Source organism: Streptomyces hilarionis, assembly GCF_024539675.1.
Lineage (GTDB): Bacteria > Actinomycetota > Actinomycetes > Streptomycetales > Streptomycetaceae > Streptomyces > Streptomyces hilarionis.
On record NZ_JAHHIT010000148.1, the window covers coordinates 1 to 22680 of the forward strand.

Annotated in this window: 21 protein-coding genes; 16 read left to right on the top strand and 5 right to left on the bottom strand. The window is 71.4% G+C overall.

Annotation, left to right across the window (positions count from 1 at the left end; translation table 11 throughout):
• The 15 genes from KMS84_RS29890 to KMS84_RS29960 all read left to right on the top strand — a co-directional run.
• The coding region (locus KMS84_RS29890; protein ID WP_256919597.1) for a conjugal transfer protein at window positions 1-1238 on the top strand (1238 nt) is incomplete at its 5' end.
• Between the two features lie 65 nt (window positions 1239-1303).
• Entirely contained in the window at window positions 1304-1567 is a 264-nt protein-coding gene (locus KMS84_RS29895) for a TrbC/VirB2 family protein (RefSeq protein WP_256919598.1), read from the top strand.
• A 64-nt stretch (window positions 1568-1631) separates the two neighbouring features.
• On the top strand, window positions 1632-2117 hold the full coding sequence (locus tag KMS84_RS29900; protein ID WP_256919599.1) for a hypothetical protein: 486 nt from the start codon (window positions 1632-1634) through the stop codon (window positions 2115-2117).
• Window positions 2118-2168: 51 nt separating this feature from the next.
• Window positions 2169-5156: an ATP-binding protein gene (locus KMS84_RS29905; protein WP_256919600.1), complete on the top strand. Its 2988-nt coding sequence runs from the start codon at window positions 2169-2171 to the stop codon at window positions 5154-5156.
• Entirely contained in the window at window positions 5153-5362 is a 210-nt protein-coding gene (locus KMS84_RS29910; RefSeq protein ID WP_256919601.1) for a hypothetical protein, read from the top strand. Before KMS84_RS29905 ends, KMS84_RS29910 begins: the two co-directional genes overlap by 4 nt.
• Entirely contained in the window at window positions 5359-5625 is a 267-nt protein-coding gene (locus KMS84_RS29915; protein ID WP_256919602.1) for a hypothetical protein, read from the top strand. The genes KMS84_RS29910 and KMS84_RS29915 overlap by 4 nt, the downstream gene beginning before the upstream one ends.
• A gap of 6 nt (window positions 5626-5631) precedes the next feature.
• Window positions 5632-6246, top strand: a complete 615-nt coding sequence (locus KMS84_RS29920) for a hypothetical protein (protein ID WP_256919603.1) — start codon at window positions 5632-5634, stop codon at window positions 6244-6246.
• Between the two features lie 13 nt (window positions 6247-6259).
• Window positions 6260-6868 (top strand): hypothetical protein, encoded by a 609-nt coding sequence (locus KMS84_RS29925; RefSeq protein WP_256919604.1) that lies wholly within the window; start codon window positions 6260-6262, stop codon window positions 6866-6868.
• Between the two features lie 19 nt (window positions 6869-6887).
• Window positions 6888-9071, top strand: coding sequence for a hypothetical protein (locus KMS84_RS29930; protein ID WP_256919605.1), 2184 nt, complete (start codon window positions 6888-6890; stop codon window positions 9069-9071).
• A 39-nt stretch (window positions 9072-9110) separates the two neighbouring features.
• Window positions 9111-9740: a hypothetical protein gene (locus KMS84_RS29935; protein WP_256919606.1), complete on the top strand. Its 630-nt coding sequence runs from the start codon at window positions 9111-9113 to the stop codon at window positions 9738-9740.
• Between the two features lie 37 nt (window positions 9741-9777).
• On the top strand, window positions 9778-10386 hold the full coding sequence (locus KMS84_RS29940) for a hypothetical protein (protein WP_256919607.1): 609 nt from the start codon (window positions 9778-9780) through the stop codon (window positions 10384-10386).
• Window positions 10383-11633, top strand: a complete 1251-nt coding sequence (locus KMS84_RS29945; protein WP_256919608.1) for a hypothetical protein — start codon at window positions 10383-10385, stop codon at window positions 11631-11633. Before KMS84_RS29940 ends, KMS84_RS29945 begins: the two co-directional genes overlap by 4 nt.
• A gap of 7 nt (window positions 11634-11640) precedes the next feature.
• A complete protein-coding gene (locus tag KMS84_RS29950; protein ID WP_256919609.1) occupies window positions 11641-12342 on the top strand; it encodes a hypothetical protein in 702 nt (233 codons plus the stop codon).
• Window positions 12343-12469: 127 nt separating this feature from the next.
• On the top strand, window positions 12470-14134 hold the full coding sequence (locus KMS84_RS29955; protein ID WP_256919610.1) for a WhiB family transcriptional regulator: 1665 nt from the start codon (window positions 12470-12472) through the stop codon (window positions 14132-14134).
• A gap of 43 nt (window positions 14135-14177) precedes the next feature.
• Window positions 14178-14441, top strand: coding sequence for a hypothetical protein (locus tag KMS84_RS29960; protein ID WP_256919611.1), 264 nt, complete (start codon window positions 14178-14180; stop codon window positions 14439-14441).
• 106 nt (window positions 14442-14547) lie between these two features.
• Here the strand turns inward: KMS84_RS29960 and KMS84_RS29965 are convergent, their stop codons facing one another.
• The 5 genes from KMS84_RS29965 to KMS84_RS29985 form a co-directional block, all read right to left on the bottom strand.
• Window positions 14548-15000: a heat shock protein transcriptional repressor HspR gene (locus KMS84_RS29965; RefSeq protein WP_256919612.1), complete on the bottom strand. Its 453-nt coding sequence runs from the start codon at window positions 14998-15000 to the stop codon at window positions 14548-14550.
• 5 nt (window positions 15001-15005) lie between these two features.
• Window positions 15006-16181 carry a molecular chaperone DnaJ gene (dnaJ, locus tag KMS84_RS29970; RefSeq protein ID WP_256919613.1) on the bottom strand — a complete coding sequence of 392 codons (1176 nt, stop codon included), beginning with the start codon at window positions 16179-16181 and terminating at the stop codon, window positions 15006-15008.
• A gap of 57 nt (window positions 16182-16238) precedes the next feature.
• Complete coding sequence (gene grpE, locus KMS84_RS29975) at window positions 16239-16913, bottom strand: nucleotide exchange factor GrpE (RefSeq protein WP_256919614.1); 675 nt, start codon at window positions 16911-16913, stop codon at window positions 16239-16241.
• Complete coding sequence (dnaK, locus tag KMS84_RS29980) at window positions 16910-18760, bottom strand: molecular chaperone DnaK (protein ID WP_256919615.1); 1851 nt, start codon at window positions 18758-18760, stop codon at window positions 16910-16912. Before dnaK ends, grpE begins: the two co-directional genes overlap by 4 nt.
• A 95-nt stretch (window positions 18761-18855) precedes the next feature.
• A complete protein-coding gene (locus KMS84_RS29985) occupies window positions 18856-20100 on the bottom strand; it encodes an MraY family glycosyltransferase (protein ID WP_256919616.1) in 1245 nt (414 codons plus the stop codon).
• Between the two features lie 219 nt (window positions 20101-20319).
• Here KMS84_RS29985 and KMS84_RS29990 point away from each other — a divergent pair, with 219 nt between their 5' ends.
• Complete coding sequence (locus KMS84_RS29990; RefSeq protein WP_256919617.1) at window positions 20320-22611, top strand: (Fe-S)-binding protein; 2292 nt, start codon at window positions 20320-20322, stop codon at window positions 22609-22611.
• Window positions 22612-22680: the final 69 nt, after the last annotated feature.

Sequence of the window (22680 nt, forward strand, 5' to 3'; positions counted from 1 at the left end):
CCCCCGCCCCGGCCGCCGCGTCCACTCCCGGCGGCATGTCGCCCGCGCCCGGGACCCCGTCCGGCGCGCCGGACTCCCGGACGGCCGTACCGCCCGCCGGCAGCGGACACACCGCCCCCGCGCGCGGCTTCGACGTCCCCAAGCCGGGCGGCCGCATCCCCGGCGGCGGACGCCGTACGCATGTCGCGCTGCGCGCCACCCTGCTCATCACCACCTGCGTCCTCGCGCTGGGCTCGTGCGGGGTCATGGGACTCGTGGTCGGAAAGTCGTCCGCCAGGACGACCCCGGGGCTGGACGAGGCCGACGCCACCCGGTACCGCCTCACCGAGTTCCCCACCGAACAGGCCGCGGCCTTCGCGGAGCAGTACGCACAGCTGTGCATGACGTTCTCCCCGGACACCTCGTCCGCCCGTCGCGCCGAGCTGGCCCGCTACGCCTCCTCCGGCGTCGACCCGGAGTGCGGCTGGAACGGCGAGGGCACCGGCAAGGCCGTCTCCGTCGCCTGGGACGGCACCGCCGAGAAGCTCGCCGAGTTCGGCGACCACGGCCGCTACATCGGAGTGCAGGTCCGCGCCGACGACGGCACGCTCACCACGCTCACCGTCCCCGTCTACGTGAAGGACCTCAGGACCGGCGACGGCATGCGCGTCGCCGGCGACGTGGGCCAGATGCCGATGCCCGCCGCCGCCGACGTGCCCGAGGTCGACCAGGGCGACGAGGTCGTGGACGACACGCTGTCCACGAAGCTCCAGAAGGAGGTCCTGCCGGGGTACTTCACCGCCTGGGCCGCCTCCGACGCCACGGCCATGGCCCGCTTCCTCACCCCGGACGCCACCCTGACGGCCACCACCGGCCTGGCCGGCCGGCTGACGGGCCCGCAGGTCGGCGCCGTCGTCGCGCTGGTCCCGGCGAGCGCCCAGGACTCCAAGCCGTACGCCTACGCCGTCGGCCAGCCCGTCCAGGTGCGCGTGGTCGTCGACTGGAGCGACGCCAAGGGGGTCGCCGTCAGCCGCGCCTACCGGATGACGATCGTGAACACGGCCCAGGGCTGGTTCGTCAAGGACATCCGGGGCGGAGTGCTCGACGCGGAGGGCGGCCGGGCCGACGACGAGAGCGACAGCGCGCCGGCGACCGCATCCGCCTCCCCGTCGTCCGCGGCCTCCACGCCGCCCTCGCCCGCGGCCTCCGCCCCGACGGCTCCCAAGCCGTCGAAGAGCGCGCCTCCCGCGAAGCCCTGACCGCGCCGGGTCACCGCCCCCGCCCCACCTCACTCGCCACGCTCCACCACCCGAGAGGAACCACCATGTACCTGGCCGACGGGACGACCCTGAACGAGATGTTCGGGCAGATCGAGGACATCCTGCGCAACGCGGGCACCATGGTCGCCGTGATCGCCCTCCTCATCCTGGGCATCCGCATGCTCCTGTCGATGAAGCGCGGCGACGGCATGCGCGAGGCGTTCCAGGGCTTCGGCATGATCGCGCTCGCCGCGCTGATCATCGGCGGCGCCAGCGGCCTCGCCGGCGTGCTGATCGGACTCGGCAGCCAGATCGGCGGCGGCAGCTGACCGAGCGCGCGGGCCCCGCCCGTCGCCACGTCAGCAGCCGTTGTGAGAAGGGGAGTCACCGGACATGAGCCAGGAGGCGCCGGAGCCGCTGGTCGCGTACGACCACACCGATCTGGTCAACCGCCCCAAGCGGATCTGGAACTGGGGCAACATCCCGCTGCCCGGCCTGCTGCTGCCCGCGCTGGGCGCCGCCTTCGGCTTCGGGCTGGTCTGGCTCATCACCCTGTTCACCGTGTCGGCGTTCCTGCCGTTCCTCGGGATGTCGATGTGGACGTCGGTGCTGTACTTCGGGCCGCCGTTCGCCGTCTACTTCGTCTGGGGCCGGCCGCTGCCCTCGGCGCTCACGCTGAGCCAGCAGATCGTGGTGTGGACCGACTGGTGGTTCCAGCCCAAGCGCCTCCAGGGTCTGGCCGCCGACCAGGAGCCGGAGCACCTGCACTGGCAGGTCATCCTCTTCACGCCCGGTTCGCCGCGCTGGCAGGCCCGCTACGAGGCCGCGCGCCGGACGGCCGCCGAACGCGGCACCGCCTTCGCGGCCGCCAGGCGCTGACCCACCGCCCCCGTCACCACTCCACGTCGACTACCGCAGGATGACTCCTCCATGTTCATGTTGATCCTTCTGGGCGGGGCGGCCGCCTTCTTCGTGGTCGCCATGATCATGGCCGCCACGTCGAGCAAGAAGAACGGCCAGGGCGGCTCGAACCGGTCCTCCTCCGCCCGCTCCCGACCGTCCGGCTCCTCGGCCGCCGCCCGCCGCGAGGACCTCCGCCTGCCCTACCGCTACGCCGACGACATGATCTTCGTGCACGGCGACTCCGTGTGGACGGGAATCGTCCTGCCCAACGCCATCGACGAGTACCTGAACGCCGGCGAGCTCCAGGCGATGGCCGAGGGCCCGGCCCGCGGTCTGCTCAACCTGGCCCGCGGCGACCGCAACGTCGAGTGCCACTACCGCAAGGTGTACCAGCCGATCACGGCGATGACCTGGGCGGAGGAGCTGAACGCGGTCGCCTGGGAGCCCACCGAGAACTACAAGGCGTACAACCTGCGCAAGGCCGAGTACCAGGAGCGCATCGGCGCCAAGCGCGAGCGGAACGTCCTGCTGGTGAAGCTGGGTTCGCTGCGGCGCACAGGCGGCGGCAGCGGAGTCGTCGCCCAGGACGACGAGCCGTACGACGAGCCCGGCCTCCTGCGGGGCGTCCGCGGGGCCGCCGACCAGGCCGCCGCCACCGCGACCGGCGTCGCCGACGAGTACCTCTCCCCGCACGTCCTCGCCGAGTGGACGCAGACGGCCGTCGAGGTCCACGAGAGCCTCGAAGGCCTCAGGGGCGCCCCGCTCAGCCGCGAGGAGCTCGTCTGGCTGATCCGCAAGCCGCTCCACGGCGACCTCCCCGTCCCGCCGGAGCCGGTGCTCGGCTCGCGCGCCTGGGGCCCGAACCAGTTCGACCTGGTCGTCGACTTCTCCGGCGAGAACCGCAAGACGCACATCGTGCTCAACCAGTACGACGAGGTCACCGGCGAGCAGCAGACCAGCTACACCACCACCCTCGTCGCCGCCAACTGGCCGGCCGAGACCCGCTTCCGCCAGTCGACGGCGTGGGCACGCTACGCCGCCCAGCACGTGGACTTCCCCGTCGAGATCGACATGCGGTTCACGCTCATCCCGTACCTGAAGTTCAAGGACCGCGCCGACAAGATCCGCGGCAACCTCGTCGACGAGATGAACGACATGGCCAACTCCGGCCGCAGCCCCGACACCAAGCTGGCCACCCAGGTCACCCGCGCCCAGGAGCTCGTCGACGACATCGACGAGCACAAGATGCCGGGCATGGAGGCGCAGATCCGCTTCACGATCTCGGCCCCCGACGTCAAGGAGCTGGAGCGCCGGCGCCGGGTCCTGGAGATGCAGTTCAAGCAGGACCTGAAGGTCACCCTGCTGCGTCCCACCCGCCAGCAGTGGCGGCTGCTCCAGTCCCAGCTGCCCGGCGACGCGCCCAAGCTGCCCATCGCCCCCTACCTCCGCCTCCAGGAGGTCGAGCAGCTCGGCGCCGGACTGCCCACGGCCGGCACGGAACTGGGCGACAACCCGGAGCAGCGCTCGGGCAAGCGGCTCGGCTGGGTCGGCAACCTGGTCGGCTGGGCGGGCAAGATGCCCGTCCACTACTCGCTGCACGTGGGCCCGGCCCGCAACGACGGCGGCGGCCTCGCGATCGTCGGCGCGTCCGGCGGCGGCAAGTCCTCCCTGGCCCTCCAGAAGTTCTACGAGGAGTCCGAGTCGGGCGTGCGCTGCCTGGTCATCGACCCCAAGACCGACTTCGCCCAGATGTGCTACTACCTGGCCTTCGGCGCCCAGGTGAACGACCCCGACTTCGCGGGCGACGCGGAGGCCGGCCTCCTCGGCACCCCGCAGAGCCGCTTCCGGCCCGTCAACCCCGAGTTCTGGGCCGAGACGGAGGTCGTCGACCTCCTCAAGGGCCAGGCCGGCGTCCTGGACCCGTGGGTCATCGCCCGCGACGTCCCCGCGGGCCGCCTGCTCGCCGAGTCCATGCTCCGCGGCTTCCTCGGCGACGAGGACTACCAGCGCGTCCGCCTCCCCGTCATCGAGGGCATGGCGACCGTCATCGGCCGCTACAACTCCGCGATCCGCCAGGCCGTCGAGCAGGGCCACACAGCCCGCGACGCCGAACTCGCCGTCCCCCGCCCGACGTTGTGGCAGGTCGTCGACGAGGTCGTCGCGGCGTACGATCACGCGGTCGCCACCGGCGACCGCGAGGCGCAGAAGGACCTCAAGCTCGCGCAGATGCTCCTCACCGAGCTGCGCACGCTCCCCTACGCCCGGCTGTCCTTCGCCGAACACCCGCAGCCGCTGTCCAGCATGCGCAAGCGCCGCACGGTCATCACCCTGCGCGGCTTCCAGTCGCCGGCCGCCTCCGACCCCCGCAACTGGAACCCCGCGGAACGCCTCGCGGCCACGGCCCTCATGGCGGTCGTGGAACTCGGCAGCCAGATGCTCGACGTCGGCTACGAGAAGAACCCGGTGACCGGCGAGATCGGGCTGCGCCCCAAGGCCCTCTTCGTCGACGAGGCGTACGTGGTCACGGCCACCGAGTCCGGCCGCGACCTGATGCGCCGCGCGCTGAAGCAGGGCCGCTCCTACCTCGCGGTGACGGTCCTGATCACCCAGCAGGCCATCGACCTCGTGCAGATCGAGGACTCCGAGGCCCGCAGCGGCGGCGCCAACCAGATCCACACGGTCTTCGCCTTCAAGCAGAAGTCGGCCCAGGAGGCGTCCCTGGTCGCCCCGCTGCTCGGCCGCCCGGAGAACGACCCGAAGGTCATCGCCGCGCTCCAGGAGCTGCGCACCGGCGTCTGCCTCCAGCGCGACGCGGACAAGCGCGTCGGCACGGTCGCCGTCGACCTGGTCTTCCAGGAGATCCTCGCCGCCACGGACACCAACGGCACCACCCGCCCGGCCCGCCAGGGCGTCAACCCTCCCCTGAGCGTCTGGGACTGGACGTTCCTTCAGGAGGCGGAGGAGGACCCCGCCGCGTCCGCACCGGCCCCCGCGCCCGAGACGGCCGCCGTATGACCCGGCCCGCACCCACCTCTCCCCCGGAGGCCCGCATCCCCACGGCCCTGCACAAGCCCCTGACCACAGGCGTCGTCGCCGTCACCCTGCTGACGGCGCTCACCGCCTGCGGATCCGACGCGGACACGGGCTCGGCCACGGGCTCCGGCGGCTCGTCCACCACCTCGTCGGACAGCGGCTCCGGCTCCGGCTCGGACGCGACATGAAGGCGTTCCAGGAGAACTACCGGAAGCCGGCCACGAGCGACGACGGCTGGAAGAGCCAGTTGCCGCGCGGCGAGTTCATGATCGGCGCCGACTTCGTCGTCGATCCCACGAACTACCAGGCCAGCAAGTCCCTCCTCGAAGCCGGGCTGCTGCTGGAGAACGGCGACCCCGCCTTCAAGGCTCCCGACGGCTACCGCGTCCAGGATGCGCGGACGGACGGCTGCGTGCTGACCAACCACCTCCCCGACCCCCTGGACCAGTAGGCGGACATGAGACTCGGCACAGCACTCACCATCGGGTTCACCCTCGTCGCCCTGACGGCGGTCGGCGCGTGCGGCAGCAGCGAGGACGGCGGCGACTCCGCCACCTCCTCGACCGCCGCCACAGGCACCACCCCCGCGGACGCTTCCGGTCAGCCGGACGCTTCCGGCCCGGCCGGCGACGACGGCGGACTGCCCAAGGCGTCCGACACCGCGGCCATCGCGGACTACCTCAGCCGGTACACCCAGTGCCAGAGCCCGGCGACGGGCGACGAGTACGACAACGGCCACGACGGCGACGCCTGGGGCACGGACGAGTCCGACGACCCCGCCTGGGCCATCCAGGAGCGCGCGGTGTGCACGGACGGATCCGAGCGCCCCATCGCCCTGCTCTCCGTCTCCGACATGCGCAAGTTCCAGGCGGCCGCCAAGGCGAGCGGCGACAGGTTCCTGGTCGGCGAGGACTTCGCGGTCGTCCCGGTCGGCGACGAGACGATCCGCAGCCTCCAGCGGTCCGGCCTGCGGTTCCTCGCGTGCGACCCGGACCTGGCGGTGCCGAGCGGCTTCGAGAAGACGCCGGCCCTCGTGGACGGCTGTGCCCTGACCGATTACGTCCCCGAGTAGAGCGGGAAACACCATGCGAATCAGGCGAGCAGTCACCATCGGCGCCCTGCTGCTCCTGTCGGCGACGCTGACGGCGTGCGACGACGGTGACACCAAGGCCGGCGGCAACAGCGACGGCGACGGCAGGACCGGCGCGAGCGCCGGCGCCGGCGGCAGCGCGCCCAAGGGCGGCGGCCTGCCCGAGGCCTCGGACATGGCGTCCATCGCGTACTTCCTCAACCAGCACGGGTCCTGCCTGGATCTGAAGACGGGCGAGGAGTACGACGACTCCTCGCTGGCGGATCACGACCCCGCCTGGGGTGACGAGAACATGACCCGCGAGCCCGCCTGGGGCATCAAGGAACGAGCCGTCTGCCGCGACGACTACGACGACTCCAGCACGCTGCTCGTCCTGTCGGACATGAAGAAGTTCCAGGCCTCCATGCACGCCGACAACTACGGATCCATCCTGATCGGCAAGGACTTCGCGGTGGCGCCCGGCGGCGCCGAGACGACCGAGGACCTGAAGGCATCCGGACTCGTGGCCCTGTCCTGCGATCCGACGCGCCACATCCCCAGCGGCTACAAGCAGGAGCCCGCGCAGGTGGACGGCTGCGTCCTCACGAACTACTTCGACAACTGATGCCTCCGAAGGGCTTGTCATGCTGACCCGCATCCGGCCGCGCTCCGGCCGTCCGGCACGGCCCCGGACCAAACGCTCCCTGCGCGAGAAAGTCATCAGCACCGGCGTCGCCGCACGGGCCGCCCTGTTCGTGACGCTCGGGGTGATCGCGCTGTCGTTCTCCGCTCCCCAGCAGGCACAGGCCCTCTTCGACACCTGTGACTGGGCGCAGCAGAGCACCAACCAGATGGCCGACATGCCGGGCCCCGCCGCCGAGAACATCTTCCCGTCGGTGAAGCAGTGGGACGGCAAGCGCGAACTCGTCTCCGGGGCCACGAAGATGGACGGGGCCGCATCGAGTTACACGCTGTACGAACTCAGCGCCATGCGCGGGCTCAACTGGGCCTCGACCCAGCAGAGCCAGGACGAGGCGAAGCAGAAGGAACGCGGGGTGGCCGCACACGACGACGAGTGCAGCCTCCAGAACGAGATCTTCAACGGCATCGCTCAGGCCATCTTCGACATGAGCAAGATCGTGAGCCGCGCCGCGATCAGCATCAAGGAGATCTCGTCCAACCCCAGCCCGCTCGCCGCCCTCTACGACGGCACGGTCTCGGGTGACGACAGCGTCGTCGACCGCCTGAACAACGGCGTGTTCAAACTCGCCGTGCCCACCATGATCCTGCTCACCGGCCTGTGGGTGTTCGGGAAGTGGCGCAAGGGCGACATGCGTGAGGTCTGGTCCGGCGTCGGCTGGGCCGCCTTCGTCGTCATCGCCGTCTCGGCGTTCCTCGTCAACGGAAACTACGTGGCGGTGGTCGAGACGGCCGACTCCGGGATCGCGCAAGGCAACGCCGCGCTGACCGAGGCGGTCCTGGACGGCGCGATCGACGGCGTCGAGCCGCCCTGCGACCTCCCCAACGGCGCACCGCAGCGCGGCATGCGCATCTCGAGCTGCGCCATGTACGACACCCTCGCGTTCCGCCCCTGGGCCATCGGGCAGTTCGGCGACCCGGGCAAGGCCCGCATGGAGTACAAGGGCCCCAAGGAGTGCGACTTCGGCACGGGCCGACGCTGCACCGACCTGCGGGTCAAGCAGGTCATCGTGCAGTCGGTGACGAACATCGAGTACTACCAGCACCCCTCGCCCGTCGAGGTCGAGGAGGGCGAAGAGGGCAACATCATCAAGGCGAAGGAGAACCAGTACGGCAAGCTGCGCAACTACATCGCCAAGAACGAGGACGCCCGCGTCTACGAGCAGTGGTCCGGTGACAAGCCGTCCAACCGCATCAGCATCGGCGTCTACGCGCTGGTGGCGTCCCTCATCGTCGGCCTGATGGTGATCGTGCTCAGTGCCCTGACCCTGCTGTGGCACGCGGTGACGCTCATCATGGTGATCCTGCTGCCCCTGATCGCGATCATCTCGATCCACCCGACCCAGCAGAAGCTGCTGCGGGGCTGGTGGCAGACCTTCGTCCACAGCTTCGTCCTGCGGGCCGGGTTCGGCGTGATCCTCACGATCCTGCTGCTCTTCTACCAGCTGATCCTGCCGCTTCAGATCCCGCTCGGCATGCAGCTGCTGATGCTCCTGCTGGTGACCGTCGCCGTGGTCATGCTGCTGAAGAACCTGCTGTCCGGGAAGTTCAGTCCGCAGGTCCAGGGGGCGGACGACGCACTCGGCGTCGGCGACATGGCCGGCAAGGTGACCGCCGTCGCGCCCGGCCTCGCCACGTCCACCGCCGCCACGACCGCCCGCACCACCGGCCGCGTCGCGAGCACCTCCGCCCGTGCGACGGGCAGCACGGCACGCGGGACCGCCTGGGCGGTGGACAAGCTCGCGTTCAAGGGCAAGGGCCGGGCCAAGATGCAGGAGAAGGGCTGGCTGGGCCAGTCCAAGCGCGAACAGCGGCAGGCGTCGTACCGGAATGCGCAGACGGCGCAGAAGACCCACGACCGGGAGTTCGGCGACGGCGAGAGCGGGCCGTCCGCTGCTCCGGAGCAGCCCCGCAGCCGCGGCCGCCGCGTCAGCGGGTCCAGCAGCAACCCGACTCCGCAGCCCGCGCCGCCGACCGAGTCCCGCCCGGCGTCCGCACCCGCACCCACGCCCGCACCCACGCCGGCACCCGCGCCGAAGGCGCCGGCACCCCGCCCCCGGCCCGTCGAGGCTCCGGTGGCGCCCGCCCCGTCGCCGAGGGATCCGCGCGGCCCCAGTGGCCGCGTCTGACCCCGGACCTCTGCCCACCACCCTCCTGGGAGCCCTTGAATGCCCTCGTTGACCGCCCACCGCACCCCCGACCAGCTGGTCGCGGAGCTGGAACGGCTCATCGGCGTGGACTGGCCCACGGTGTGGTCGGGGGTTCCGCAGGACGCGCAGGAACGGGCGGCGTGGTGCGCCGGCTTCGGCTGGCGTCCGCTGTGGGCCGAGGCGGGGCTGCGCGTCCGCACGGATGTGGGCGGGCGGCTCCACCTGGTCGCGCGGGCGCCGGGTGGTCCGGTGACCCGGATCGACCACACCGTGTGGGCGGCCCGGGCCCGGCACCTGGACGAGAACGCCCACGTCACCGACCTGGCCGAGGGCCGGTGGACCGACTCCCTGACCGCTCTGCGCGGCCTGCTGGGCAACCCGACCTGGAACGGAACGTGGGAGACGCCGGAGTTCCCCGAACTGCCGTGGTCGGGAGCGTGGCCCGACGCCCGCTGGCGTGCGGAGCACCAGGACCCGTACCGCGTCTCGGTGTGGCGGTTCCGCGTTCCGCGGGCGCCCGTGTTCGAGCTCAGGATGACGCGCGGCGTCACCGCACGAAACCGTCCGGTACCGGCCGATGCGAGGATCGTGCTCGCCTGCCACGACCCCGACCACGTGGAATCCCGTCGGCAGGAGCGGCGCGGATGATCCGGAGCCGTGCGGCACACGAGGAAGGCGACCAACGATGACGACCCTCAGGATCGACCGCAGCCCCCGGCAGCTGGCCGAGGAGCTCGAGGCCCTGGAGCACGTGGACTGGCCGGCGGTCTGGGCCGGCCCGCCCAACCCCGGCCAGGCGCTCGACGACTGGTGCGCGCTGTTCGGCTGGACGCCGACGTCGGTGGAGCGGGTGCTGACGGTGCGGAGTGCGACAGGTCAGGACTTCGGGCTCTACCCCGTGCGCGAGGCCGGATGGGCACCGGTCAAGCTGCTCAGCTGGACCAGCTGGAACATGTGGGCGGAGAACACGTCCGAGAACGACGAGGTCCTCACTCACGCCGCCGACACCTGGGCCGCCTATGTGGCGGCAGCCCGCCCCGTACTCGGCGAGCCTTCGTTCGCCGGTGCCTGGGACGACTCGCGGTTCCCGGAGCCGCCGCACGACCGGCACTGGCTCATGCCCCGTGATCTCCGTATGGAGGACATGGACCCCTACCGCATGGCCCTCTGGCGAGAAGACGGTCCGGAAGGACGCATCACAGTCATGGCCGTCAGCCTGGGGTCAGCCCTCGTACCCGGTGAACTCCGAAGCGCCCGCATCAACATCGTCTGCCATCCGCCGGAGGACCTGTGATTCAGGTACATGTCTCGGACCAGGTCCTCGACGACGCTCGCGACCGCCAGCGGGAAGGCGATCCCGCCTTGTCACCGGCGGAGGCCAGGCGCATCGCAAAACGGCTGCGGGAAGGCATCGGCGGCCTGCCGCCCGAGGAGTACAGAGAACAACTCCGTGTGCGGCTGAGGGACTTCGCAGCCGCTCAGGATCTCGATCTGCCCAGCCCGGACACACGATCCACGTTCTGGTCCTACCAGTTGGAGAATCACCCCGATCTGAATCTGGCGACGGGGGAAACCCTGCACAGCATGCACATGGCGGCGGCGTACACGGAATCACAGAACGCGATCGTCGAGGACACCCTGCGGTATCTGGAGGGGACGCCCGGCGGCAAAGCCCTCGGCGAACTGCACTTGTGGGACGTGCAGGTGCAGAACGAACTGAAGCTGTCCCAGGACGAGGGGAGGGCCCTGGCCTACGAAGCCTGGGGAACCCTCTCCGAGAAGTACGCCGCGACGACGGAGAACGAGGCCCTGTTCTTCATGGCCGAGCTCAACCCCAGCGCCGTGGCCTACCAGACCGAGTCCCGGCAGCTCCGTCAGGACGGCAAGCTCGGCATCATCGAGTTCATGTATCCGGCGCCGGCGCAGAAGTACGCGGATCTCGCCCCGGAGACGCAGGAACTGCTGGCATCCCAGGCCGTGCGCGCGCAGATCCACACGTTCTCGTACGACGAGACGGACCCCAAGTTCACGCCGCTGACCAGGGCGGGCCACCTCGACCTGGAGGAGCTCAAGGCACTTCCCACCCCCGAGGCGCAGCGGGCCGCCGTCCTGGAGGTGTGCGCCCGGGTGGCGTCCCTGGACGGTCCGGCCCGGGCGGCCGACGTGGAGCGGCTCGTCGAGGAGATCAAGGTGCTGCGCCCGGACCACGAGGTGACGCTCCCCGGCGTCGAGGACCGGGAGTGGGCGGCCGGCCTGCGCGAGCGGACCCCGAACGCGCCGGCGGCGCCCGCACCCGTCGCCGTGAGCACCCACGGCCAGTACCTGCCCGGCGTCAGGGTCGACGCCAGGACGGGGCCGGCCCCGCTGACGCCACTCGCCTTCCCCGCGGCAGGGGCGGCCGCCGCGCACGCCCACGCCTTCCTGCCGGGCGTCGACGCGCAGGCGAAGTCGGTCCTCGCGGACAGGACCGACGCCCCGGCTGCCGCCCCACAAGCCCCTCCCGCTCCGGAACAGTCGCGTGACACCGGAAGGGAAGTGTGACGCGCCCATGAGCCGCACACCGTCGGGCCGCACCCCGCCCGCCTCCCGGACCTCCCGCCCCGCCGGGCGGCCCCGCGCCGACCGGCCGGGCGCGTCCCCGGGCCCGGCCCTCCCCCTGATGCGCCGCTTCCTCCGCCAGGAGGAGAACGACACCTGGGCCGTCCGTCTCCTCCCCCGCGTCGTCTTCGGCGTGGCGGCCCTCTACACGGTGATCGTCCTCGCCTCCCGGAGCGGATCCAGTTTCGTGGCGGTCGTCGCCACGTCGTTCCTCGGTCTCGCACTGTGGCTCATGCGCCGGCGCACCCAGCTCCTCCTGGCCCTCGGGGTGAGCGTCCTCGCCGTCGCCTTCACCGGCTACTTCTCCGCCGTCGGCGACGCGGCCCGCCGCTACGACGACGCGGGCGCGACCGTCACCGGCCAGGCCGCCTTCGGCTACTGGGCGCTCGCCGGCATGGCGTTGCTCGGGGCGTGGATGGTGAAGGACCACCCCGGCAGACGGGGGGTCACCGTCGTGCTCGCGGATGTGATCCTCGTCATCGCCTCCGGCGTCGGAATGTTCCTGCCGGAAGCGGGCGTACCGCTCGGTTTCCTCGGCGTGCTCGCCGTGTTGGCGCTGCGCGGAGGCACCGCGAAAGCGGTTACGGGCCGGGCGCGCCGGGCATTCGGCCGGGTACGGCCGGGCAAAGCCACTGAACCGGCGGACAGTTGAGGCCCGTGTGAACGTTTCGTCGCGTCACTGTGCCAAGTCGGCACACGCTTTGCAGATGCGTTGCACCTGCTTGACGGAACGCTTTAGAGTCCCCCCGGATCACGCATCACCACGGGGGAACACACGCATGCCTATGGCCAGCCATACGGCGCTGCCCGCGCGCCCCGCGCGCGGGCCGGCACGAGGAGCGGGAGCGGGCGCGGGGGCACACGGCCCCGACGCCGCCCTGCCCTGCCAGCGCCGACCGGACGTCTTCCAGCACCCGCTGCTGGAGGCGCCCTCGGACATTCCGCACACCTCGCCCGAGCAGCGCCACCAGCACCTCGTACTGCTGCGCACCGCCCGCGACCTGTGCGCTTCCTGCCCCCTGTGGGCGGAGTGCCTCCAGGACGCCGTCGCCCACGCCGAGCCCCACGGCTACACGGCGGCGACGACGGTCGAGGACCGCCGCTGGATCCGCCGGGCCCTCGGCGTCGGCGACGCGAACGGCGACCTGCCGACCCACCACCCGGTGGACGGCCCCGGCGCGAGCCCCGGCCACCACTCCGCCGAAACGTCACGCCGCCTGCTCCGGCTGCGCTCCCGCAGCGCGGGCCCGGCCGTCCCGGACGCCGCCGGGAGCGGTCTGCCCGCGCTGGGGCGCGTCCTCGACGCGTTCGACGCCCGGCAGGACCAACTGGCCCGCCGACAGCGCGAGTTGCCCGCCATACCGAGGCAGTTGCACCAGCACAGCGGCTCACAGCGGCCGCTCGGCGACGCCGACGGCCACGGCCGGCGCCCCACGGCCGCGGGACACCCGCATCCCCACCCTCACCCCCACGCACACCCGGAAAGCAGGAACGAGGACATGGCAGCGGCCGAGTCCGGGCAGCGGATCGCCTTCTCCTACGAGGATCCCGCCCAGGCCGTACGACAGGCCCTGCTGGCGCCTCTGACCCGCGCCGCGCTGCCCACGCTCGACAGCCTGGAGCAGCTGGTCGCGATGCTGGCCAGCGTGCCGGGCGGCGAGATCGCGCCGGAGACGCCGCAGACCGTCCGCGCCGCGCGCAGGGCCGTGGAGGCACTGGCCCCCGCTCCCGAAGGCGCCCAGGACGCCGCCCAGGCCGCCCCCGGCGTCTCGCCCCCGCGCGCCCTGACCGGCTCGGTCTCGGTCGAGCTCGCCACCAGCGACCCGGTGGCGGCCCTGCGCCGCGACTTCCTGGAGCCGCTGCTGCGCGAACTGGCCTCCTCCCTGGCCAACATAGAGAAGGTGGCGACCATGCTCGCCGCGGCCGGGTCCCCGGGCGGCGACGGGAGCCACCTGGAGCCGATCCGCACCGCGCTCCAGGGCGTCCGCGCGTGCCTGCCCCATCCGGCGCCGGGCGGCCGGACGTCCGCCGGCCCGGGCCAGGCGGCGGCCCTCGCCTCCGCCGGCGGCCGTCACGCCACCGCCCTCAACACCCCCAGCATCCGGGCGGCCGTGGAGACGGCCGTGTCGACCTTCCCCGGCCCGTTCTCCGCCCGCGACGTGCTGCGCGCGCTGCCCCAGGGCGTCTACGGCGACCCGTCGAAGACGATCAGCAACGTCCTGTCCGCGATGGTCAAGGCGGGCGGTCTGCGGCGTCTCACCCGCGGCACGTACGCTCGCACCGCCGACGTCGCCGCGGACTTGACCGCCACGGACGTGACCGTCACGGACGTCGGCGCCACGGACGTCGGCGCCACGGACGTCGGCGCCACGGTCGTCACCGCGGACGCCGCCGTGACCGTCGCCGCGAGCGCTCCCGAGCGGGGCGAGGCGAAGAGCGCCTGAGCCGGATGATCCGGAACCGAGCCGGAAGGAACCCAGACCCCCGATGACCGAACCGACGACGCCGCCCCCGCCCCCCGCCACGGCGGACGCCCAGGTGCACGTCTTCTCCCCCAACGCCGGGCTCGTCGACGGCGTCCCGGTCACCGCCCCGCCCTACGGCGACATCCAGGACGTCGTCCTGTCGATCCTCCAGCAGCGCGCCCAGCAGCTCGGCGCCCCCACCTCGGCGACCGTCACCGACAACCGCTACGGCGGCGCCATCCGCCTCCTCATCCACCCGGACGGATCGACGGAGCAACTGGACTGACCCGCAGGGCGGACATGGCGGGCACGGCGGAGGGCGAAGGCACGGCAGGCATGGGCGAGGGGCCCGGGGACGTCGTCCCCGGGCCCCTCGCCCATGCCTGCGCGGTCTAGTCGGCCGCCTGCTGCCGCTTGGGCCGCCAGACCACCAGCGCGCTGGTCTGCTGCACCTCCTGGTACGGCACCAGGTCCCGCCGGTAGGAGGCGTGCACCGCGGCCTCGCGTTGCTGCATGGCCGCCGCCGCGCCGTCCAGCGCCGCCTGAAGCTCGGCCGCCCGCGCCTGGAGGGCGGCCACCTGGTTCTCCAGCTCGATGATCCGCTTGATGCCGGCCAGGTTGATGCCCTCGTCCTGCGACAACTGCTGGACGGTGCGCAGCAGTTCGATGTCGCGGGCCGAGTAGCGTCGGCCCCGGCCGGCGGTGCGGTCGGGGGAGACGAGGCCCAGACGGTCGTACTGGCGCAGCGTCTGCGGGTGCAGGCCGGAGAGCTGGGCCGCCACCGAGATGACGTAGACCGGGGTCTCCTCGGTCAGTTCATACGGGTTACGTCGACGGCCGTCCATCACTCTCATGCTCCCTTCGCGGCCTCGAACAGCTCCGCCCGCGGATCCTCGTCCGCGGTCGCCTCGCGATACGCCTCCAGCGCGTCACGAGCCTTCCCCGACAGGTCCTTCGGAACACTCACCTCGACGGTGACCAGGAGGTCGCCGCGTGTGCCGTCCTTGCGGACCGCGCCCTTGCCCCGCGCCCGCATGGTGCGGCCGTTGGGGGTGCCGGGCGGCAGCTTCAGCGTCAACGACGGTCCGCCGAGCGTCGGGACCCTGACCTCGCCGCCCAGGGCCGCCTCGGTGAACGTCACCGGCACGGTCACCGTCAGGTTGTCGTCCTTGCGGCCGAAGACGGGGTGGGCGCCCACGTGGACGACGACGTACAGGTCGCCCGAGGGGCCGCCGCGCTCGCCCGGAGCGCCCTTGCCGCGCAGCCGGATGCGCTGGCCGTCGGTCACCCCTGCCGGGATGCGGACCTGCATGGTCCGCGACGACTTGGCGCGACCGCTGCCCTTGCACTCCATGCAGGGGTGCTCGGCGATGAGGCCGCGGCCCTTGCAGTCGGGGCACGGGTCGGTCAGCGAGAAGCCGCCGCCCGAGCCGCGGGCCACCTGCCCGGTGCCGACGCAGGTCGGGCACACGCGCGGGGTGCCGTTCTTGTCGCCGGTGCCCGAGCAGGCCTTGCACGGGGACTGCGAGGACATCCGCAGCGGGACCGTGGCGCCCTCGATGGCCTCCGTGAAGGTCAGGGTGACCTCGGTGTCGATGTCCTGGCCGCGCCGCGGCTGGGTGCGGGTGGTGCCCGTGCCGCCGCGGTTGAACAGGCCGCCGAAGACGTCCCCGATGCCGCCGCCGAAGCCGCCGGAGGCGCCGCCGCCCTGGGCGCCGCCCCCGAAGAGGTCGCCCAGGTCGAAGTTGAAGGAGCCGCCGGCGCCCGGGCCCGGGCGGAAGCCGCCGTTGCCGAAGAGGGCGCGTGCCTCGTCGTACTCCTTGCGCTTCTTGGGGTCGCCGAGGACGTCGTTCGCCTCGGAGATCTCCTTGAAGCGCTCCTCCGCCTTGGCGTTGCCCTTGTTGGCGTCCGGGTGGTACTCGCGAGCGAGCTTCCGGTAAGCCTTCTTGATCTCGGCCTCGGTGGCGTCCTTGGGGACGCCGAGGACCTTGTAGAAGTCCTTCTCGATGAAGTCCTTGGTGCTCATCCTCGACGTCCCTCCTCTCGCGTCGTCAGGACGGCCGGCTCCCCGGCCGTCTCAAGCTCAGCCCTCGTCCGGGCCACCGCTCTCCTTGTCGTCCGCCGCCTCCGCGGTGGCGGCGCCCGCCTCCGACTCGGCCTTCGCGGGCTGCGCGCCGGGCTGCGGCTCGGCGACGGCCACCCGCGCGGGGCGGATGGTGCGTTCGCCGATTCGATACCCCGGCTGGAGAATCGCCACGCACGTCGTCTCGGTGACGTCGGGCGCGTAGCTGTGCATCAGGGCCTCGTGGATCGTCGGGTCGAAGGGCTCGCCCTCCTTGCCGAACTGCTGAAGGCCCATCTTCGCCGCGACGGTCTCCAGCGACTCGGCGACCGACTTGAAGCCGCCGACGAGTTCGCCGTGCTCGCGCGCGCGGCCGATGTCGTCGAGCACCGGGAGGAGTTCGGTCAGGAGGTTCGCGATGGCGATCTCCTTGACCGCGATCCGGTCGCGCTCGACCCGGCGGCGGTAGTTCTGGAACTCGGCCTGGAGGCGCTGGAGGTCCGCGGTGCGCTCGTCGAGCGCCTTGCGGGCCTGGTCCAGCTGGGCCACCAGAGCGGCCGTCTGGTTCGCGTCGTCCCCTGCCGGGGCCGCCCCGTCCGCCGAGGCGGAGGGGGCGGTCTTCGGCTCGGCGTCTTCAGGGGTGGCGCCGGAGGGGACGTCGGGCTTCTCCTCGAAGCCCGGGGTCTCCTCCGTCACGCGGCACCGTCCTTGCGCTCGTCGTCCACGATCTCGGCGTCCACGACGTCGTCGTCGGCCTTGGGGGCCTCGGCGCCGCCCGCGGCGCCCGCCGCGTCCTGACCGCCGGCGGCCTGGGCGTCGGCGTACATCGCCTGGCCGACCTTCTGCGAGACGGCGGCGACCTTCTCGGTGGCGGTGCGGATCTCGGCGGTGTCCTCGCCCTTGAGCGCGGCCTTCAGCTCCTCGACGGCGGCCTCGACCTCGGTCTTGACCTCGCCGGGGACCTTGTCCTCGTTGTCCTTGAGGAACTTCTCCGTCTGGTAGACGAGCTGCTCGCCCTGGTTGCGGGCCTCGGCGGCCTCGCGGCGGCGGTGGTCCTCGTCCGCGTACTGCTCGGCCTCCTGGCGCATGCGGTCGACCTCGTCCTTCGGCAGCGAGGAGCCGCCGGTGACGGTCATCTTCTGCTCCTTGCCCGTGCCGAGGTCCTTCGCGGTCACGTGCATGATGCCGTTGGCGTCGATGTCGAAGGAGACCTCGATCTGCGGGACGCCGCGCGGGGCCGGCGGAAGGCCGGTCAGCTCGAACATGCCGAGCTTCTTGTTGTACGCCGCGATCTCGCGCTCGCCCTGGTAGACCTGGATCTGCACGGACGGCTGGTTGTCCTCGGCCGTCGTGAAGATCTCCGAACGCTTCGTCGGGATCGTGGTGTTGCGCTCGATCAGCTTGGTCATGATGCCGCCCTTGGTCTCGATGCCGAGGGACAGCGGGGTGACGTCGAGGAGCAGGACGTCCTTGACCTCGCCCTTGAGGACACCGGCCTGGAGCGAGGCGCCGATGGCGACGACCTCGTCCGGGTTCACGCCCTTGTTGGCGTCCTTGCCGCCGGTCAGCTCGCGCACGAGCTCGGCGACGGCCGGCATACGGGTCGAACCGCCGACGAGAACGACGTGGTCGATCTCGGAGAGGTTGATGCCGGCGTCCTTGATGACGTTGTGGAACGGCGTCTTGCAGCGCTCCAGCAGGTCGGCCGTCAGCTGCTGGAACTGGGCGCGGGTGAGCTTCTCGTCCAGGTGCAGCGGGCCCTCGGCGGACGCCGTGATGTAGGGCAGGTTGATCGAGGTCTCGGTGGACGAGGACAGCTCGATCTTCGCCTTCTCGGCGGCCTCGCGCAGACGCTGAAGCGCCATCTTGTCCTTGGCGAGGTCCACGCCGTGGCCGGCCTTGAACTGCTGCACCAGGTAGTCGACGACGCGCTGGTCCCAGTCGTCGCCGCCGAGGTGGTTGTCGCCGTTGGTGGCCTTCACCTCGACGACGCCGTCACCGATCTCCAGGAGGGACACGTCGAAGGTGCCGCCGCCGAGGTCGAAGACGAGGATCGTCTGGTCGTCCTTGTCGAGGCCGTACGCGAGCGCGGCCGCGGTGGGCTCGTTGACGATGCGCAGGACGTTGAGGCCCGCGATCTCGCCGGCCTCCTTGGTGGCCTGACGCTCGGAGTCGTTGAAGTAGGCCGGGACGGTGATGACCGCGTCGGTCACCTTCTCGCCCAGGTAGGACTCGGCGTCCCGCTTCAGCTTCTGAAGGATGAACGCGGAGATCTGCTGCGGGTTGAAGGGCTTCCCGTCGAGCTCGATCTTCCAGTCGGTGCCCATGTGGCGCTTCACCGAGCGGATGGTGCGGTCCACGTTCGTGACCGCCTGCCGCTTGGCGACCTCGCCCACGAGGACTTCGCCGTTCTTCGCGAAGGCGACGACGGACGGCGTGGTCCTGGCACCCTCGGCGTTGGTGATGACGGTGGGCTCGCCGCCCTCCAGAACGCTGACGACGGAGTTGGTTGTGCCCAGGTCGATGCCGACCGCACGTGCCATGGTGATCTTCCTCCAGCTGACTTGAGTGGAACGGACTCAAGTGTGCACGACGCCCGGCGCTCGGTCAACAGACCTGAGTCAGGCGCACTCAACTCTTATCCGTTCCTTACACGCAAGGAGGCGTTGACCTGCGGCGATTCGGATCGGCCGGGCCGTCGCACCGCGGAATCGGGGGACGCTCGCACGGCTTCAGGTTGACGTCGGGGCGCGTAGACGGGCGCGGACCGCGTCATCGTCCGCGGCCCGGAGCGCGGGACGGCCCGCTCCTCCTGCGAGGCCCCGCGCGCGCGGGGGGCGCGCGGCGCACGGGCGCCGCGGCGGCCTCCGTGCGCGTCCCGTCCGCCGCCCTGACGCCCTGCCCGCGCGCGGGCAGGCGCGTACACCGCCACCCGCAGCAGCCCGAGCACGACGACGAGTACCCCGCCGGCCACCCACAGAACCGCCCGCGCCTGGACCCATCCGCCGTGCACCAGGACCCCCACGAGGACCGTGCCGAAGGCCGCGACGCCGAGGAGGACGGCCACCCCCTGCGGGGTGAGCCCGAGCCGGCGCAGCCGGTGGGCGAGGTGGTCGGGCGCGCCGCGCAGGACGGGCCGTCGGGCCAGCCGTCGCGACACGAGCACCAGCACGACGTCGGCCCCGGCGACCGCGGTGAGCGCGAACAGCACGGCCGTGCCGACGACCGGGTCCTGTCCCGCGCGGGCGATCACGGCGGCCGCGGCGAGCAGGAAGCCGGAGAAGAGCGAGCCGCACGCGCCGAGGGCCACGCGCGCGGGAGGCCAGTTGTGCATCAGGAACCCGGTCAGCGCGGCGGCGAAGACGCTGAGCAGCACCACCATCCCGTCCATGATCTCGACGGCGACGCAGGCGGCCACCCCGAAGGCCGTGACGACCCCGACGGTGCCGGCCACCCCGTCGGCGTGGTCGAGCGCCCGGAAGGCGAGGGCCACGAAGGTGATCCAGCCGACGGCCGCGATCCCGCAGAGCGGGCCGGTGTCGCCGTAGGGCACGACGAAGGCGGCCGCGACGGCGGTGCCGATCACCAGGAGGCGGACGTTGAGCCGCCACACGTCGGCGATCAGACCGAGCACGCCGACCGCGCCCGCGGCGGCGATCAGCATCTCGATCCCGTCCCCGAGGGGGGCGATGCCCGTCCGGTCGCCGACGACCGCGACGAGACAGGTGGTGAGGACGACGGCGGCGCCCCCGAACAACGGCACGCGCCGCTGCCGCTGCCGCCGGTCGAGCAGTCCGAGGCGCAGGGCGGGCACGCGCAGCAGCGCGGCGAGGGCGGCGGAGAGGAACAGGGCGATGGCGGCGGCGGCGATCCCGTAGAGCACGGGATATAAATTAGTCATAAATGTACCAATTAGGTACGAATAACACGGCCGGATTGCGGCCGGATCCTGAGGCAACCCTGAGGCAACCCTCAGCGACTCAGATCACTCCGCTCCCCGCTACAGTGCGACGGAGAATCCGGGGTAGTCTCAGACGGACTGCATAAGTTACCGCTTAGTAATCACTGACGAAGTCCCCTCGCAGGCCCGAGGAGCCCCCAAATGCAACTCGCCGCGATCATCGTGTCGCTGGTTCTGATCGTGGTCGGCGTGGCCCTTTTCGCCCGCGCCGTCCTGCAGATCTACACCTTCATGCGGCTCGGTCAGAACGTGCCCGCGGGCACCCGCACCGACGAGCCCGTCCAGCGCACCGTCACCGTGGCCAAGGAGTTCCTCGGCCACACCCGGATGAACCGCTGGGGCGTCGTCGGTGTCGCGCACTGGTTCGTCGCGGTGGGCTTCTTCTCGCTGCTGTTGACGATCGTCAACGCCATCGGCCAGCTGTTCCAGGCCGACTGGCTGCTGCCGGTCATCGGCGAATGGGCCCCCTACAACGTCTTCGTCGAGTTCATCGGCACGATGACGGTGCTCGGCATCCTGGTGCTGATCGTCATCCGCCAGCTGAGCCGGCCGGACCGGCCGGGCCGCAAGTCCCGCTTCGCCGGCTCCAACTTCGGCCAGGCGTACTTCGTCGAGGCCGTCATCCTCATCGTCGGCGTCTGCATCTTCATGCTGCACGCCCTCGAAGGCGCCCAGCACCACGTGGACGCCTACGAGGCCTCCTTCTTCATCTCGTACCCGGTGGTCTCGGCGCTCGGGCACCTGGACGTCTCCACGCTCCAGAACCTCACCTACTTCTTCGCCGGTCTCAAGATCGCCACCTCGTTCATCTGGATGATCACGGTGGCGCTCAAGACCGACATGGGCGTCGCCTGGCACCGCTTCCTCGCGTTCCCGAACATCTGGTTCAAGCGCAACGCGGACGGCGCCACCTCGCTCGGCGCGCTCCTGCCGATGACCTCCGGCGGCAAGCCGATCGACTTCACCGACCCCGGTGACGACGACGTCTTCGGCGTCTCCCAGGTCGAGCAGTTCTCGTGGAAGGGCCTGCTGGACTTCTCCACCTGCACCGAGTGCGGCCGCTGCCAGTCGCAGTGCCCCGCCTGGAACACCGGCAAGCCGCTCTCCCCCAAGCTCCTCATCATGTCCCTGCGGGACCACGCCCACGCCAAGGCCCCCTACCTGCTGGCCGGCGGCGGCAAGACCATGGAGGGCGAGGAGAAGGCGAGCGAGGAGCAGCTCAAGGACGTCCCCGCGGCGGCCCTCGCCGAGGCCGAGCGCCCGCTCATCGGCACCGCCGAGGAGAACGGCGTCATCGACCCCGACGTCCTGTGGTCCTGCACCACCTGCGGCGCCTGCGTCGAGCAGTGCCCGGTGGACATCGAGCACGTCGACCACATCGTCGACATGCGCCGCTACCAGGTGATGATCGAGTCCGCGTTCCCGTCCGAGGCGGGCACGATGCTCAAGAACCTGGAGAAGAAGGGCAACCCCTGGGGCCTGGCCAAGAAGCAGCGCCTCGAGTGGCTCAAGGAAGTCGACTTCGAGGTGCCGGTCGTCGGCCAGGACATCGAGGACCTCACCGAGGTCGAGTACCTGTACTGGGTCGGCTGCGCCGGCGCCCTCGAGGACCGCGCCAAGAAGACCACCAAGGCGTTCGCCGAACTCCTCCACATCGCGGGCGTCAAGTTCGCGATCATGGGCGGCGACGAGAAGTGCACCGGCGACTCCGCCCGCCGTCTCGGCAACGAGCCCCTGTTCCAGGAGCTCGGCATGGAGAACGTCATGGCGCTGAACATGGCGTTCGGCGAGGAACTGGACGACGACGGCAAGGTCGTGCCCGAGTCCGCCAAGCCGAAGTCGGCGAAGAAGATCGTCGCCACCTGCCCGCACTGCCTCAACACCATCGGCAACGAGTACCCGCAGCTCGGCGGCGACTACGAGGTCATCCACCACACCCAGCTGCTCCAGCACCTGGTGGACGAGGGCAAGCTGATCCCGGTGACCCCGGTCGAGGGCATCATCACCTACCACGACCCCTGCTACCTGGGCCGGCACAACAAGATCTACACCCCGCCGCGCGACATCATCGCCAGCGTCCCGGGCCTGCGCAACGAGGAGATGCACCGCCACAAGGAACGCGGCTTCTGCTGCGGCGCCGGCGGCGCGCGGATGTGGATGGAGGAGCGGATCGGCAAGCGCATCAACAACGAGCGCGTCGACGAAGCCCTCTCCGTCAACCCCGACATCGTCTCCACCGCCTGCCCGTTCTGCCTCGTCATGCTGACCGACTCGGTCAACGGCAAGAAGAACGAGGGCAAGGCCAAGGAGTCCGTCCAGGTCGTGGACGTCTCCCAGCTCCTGCTGGAGTCGGTCAAGACCCCGGTCGACGACGAGCCCCCCGCGGGCGACGCGCAGACCGAGAGCGAGCCGGAGCCGCAGCCGGTGAAGTGACCCGAACGGCCGTACCGCCCGCCCCCGCGTCCCAGCCGGACGCGGGGGCGGCGCCGTTCCCGGCCGTAC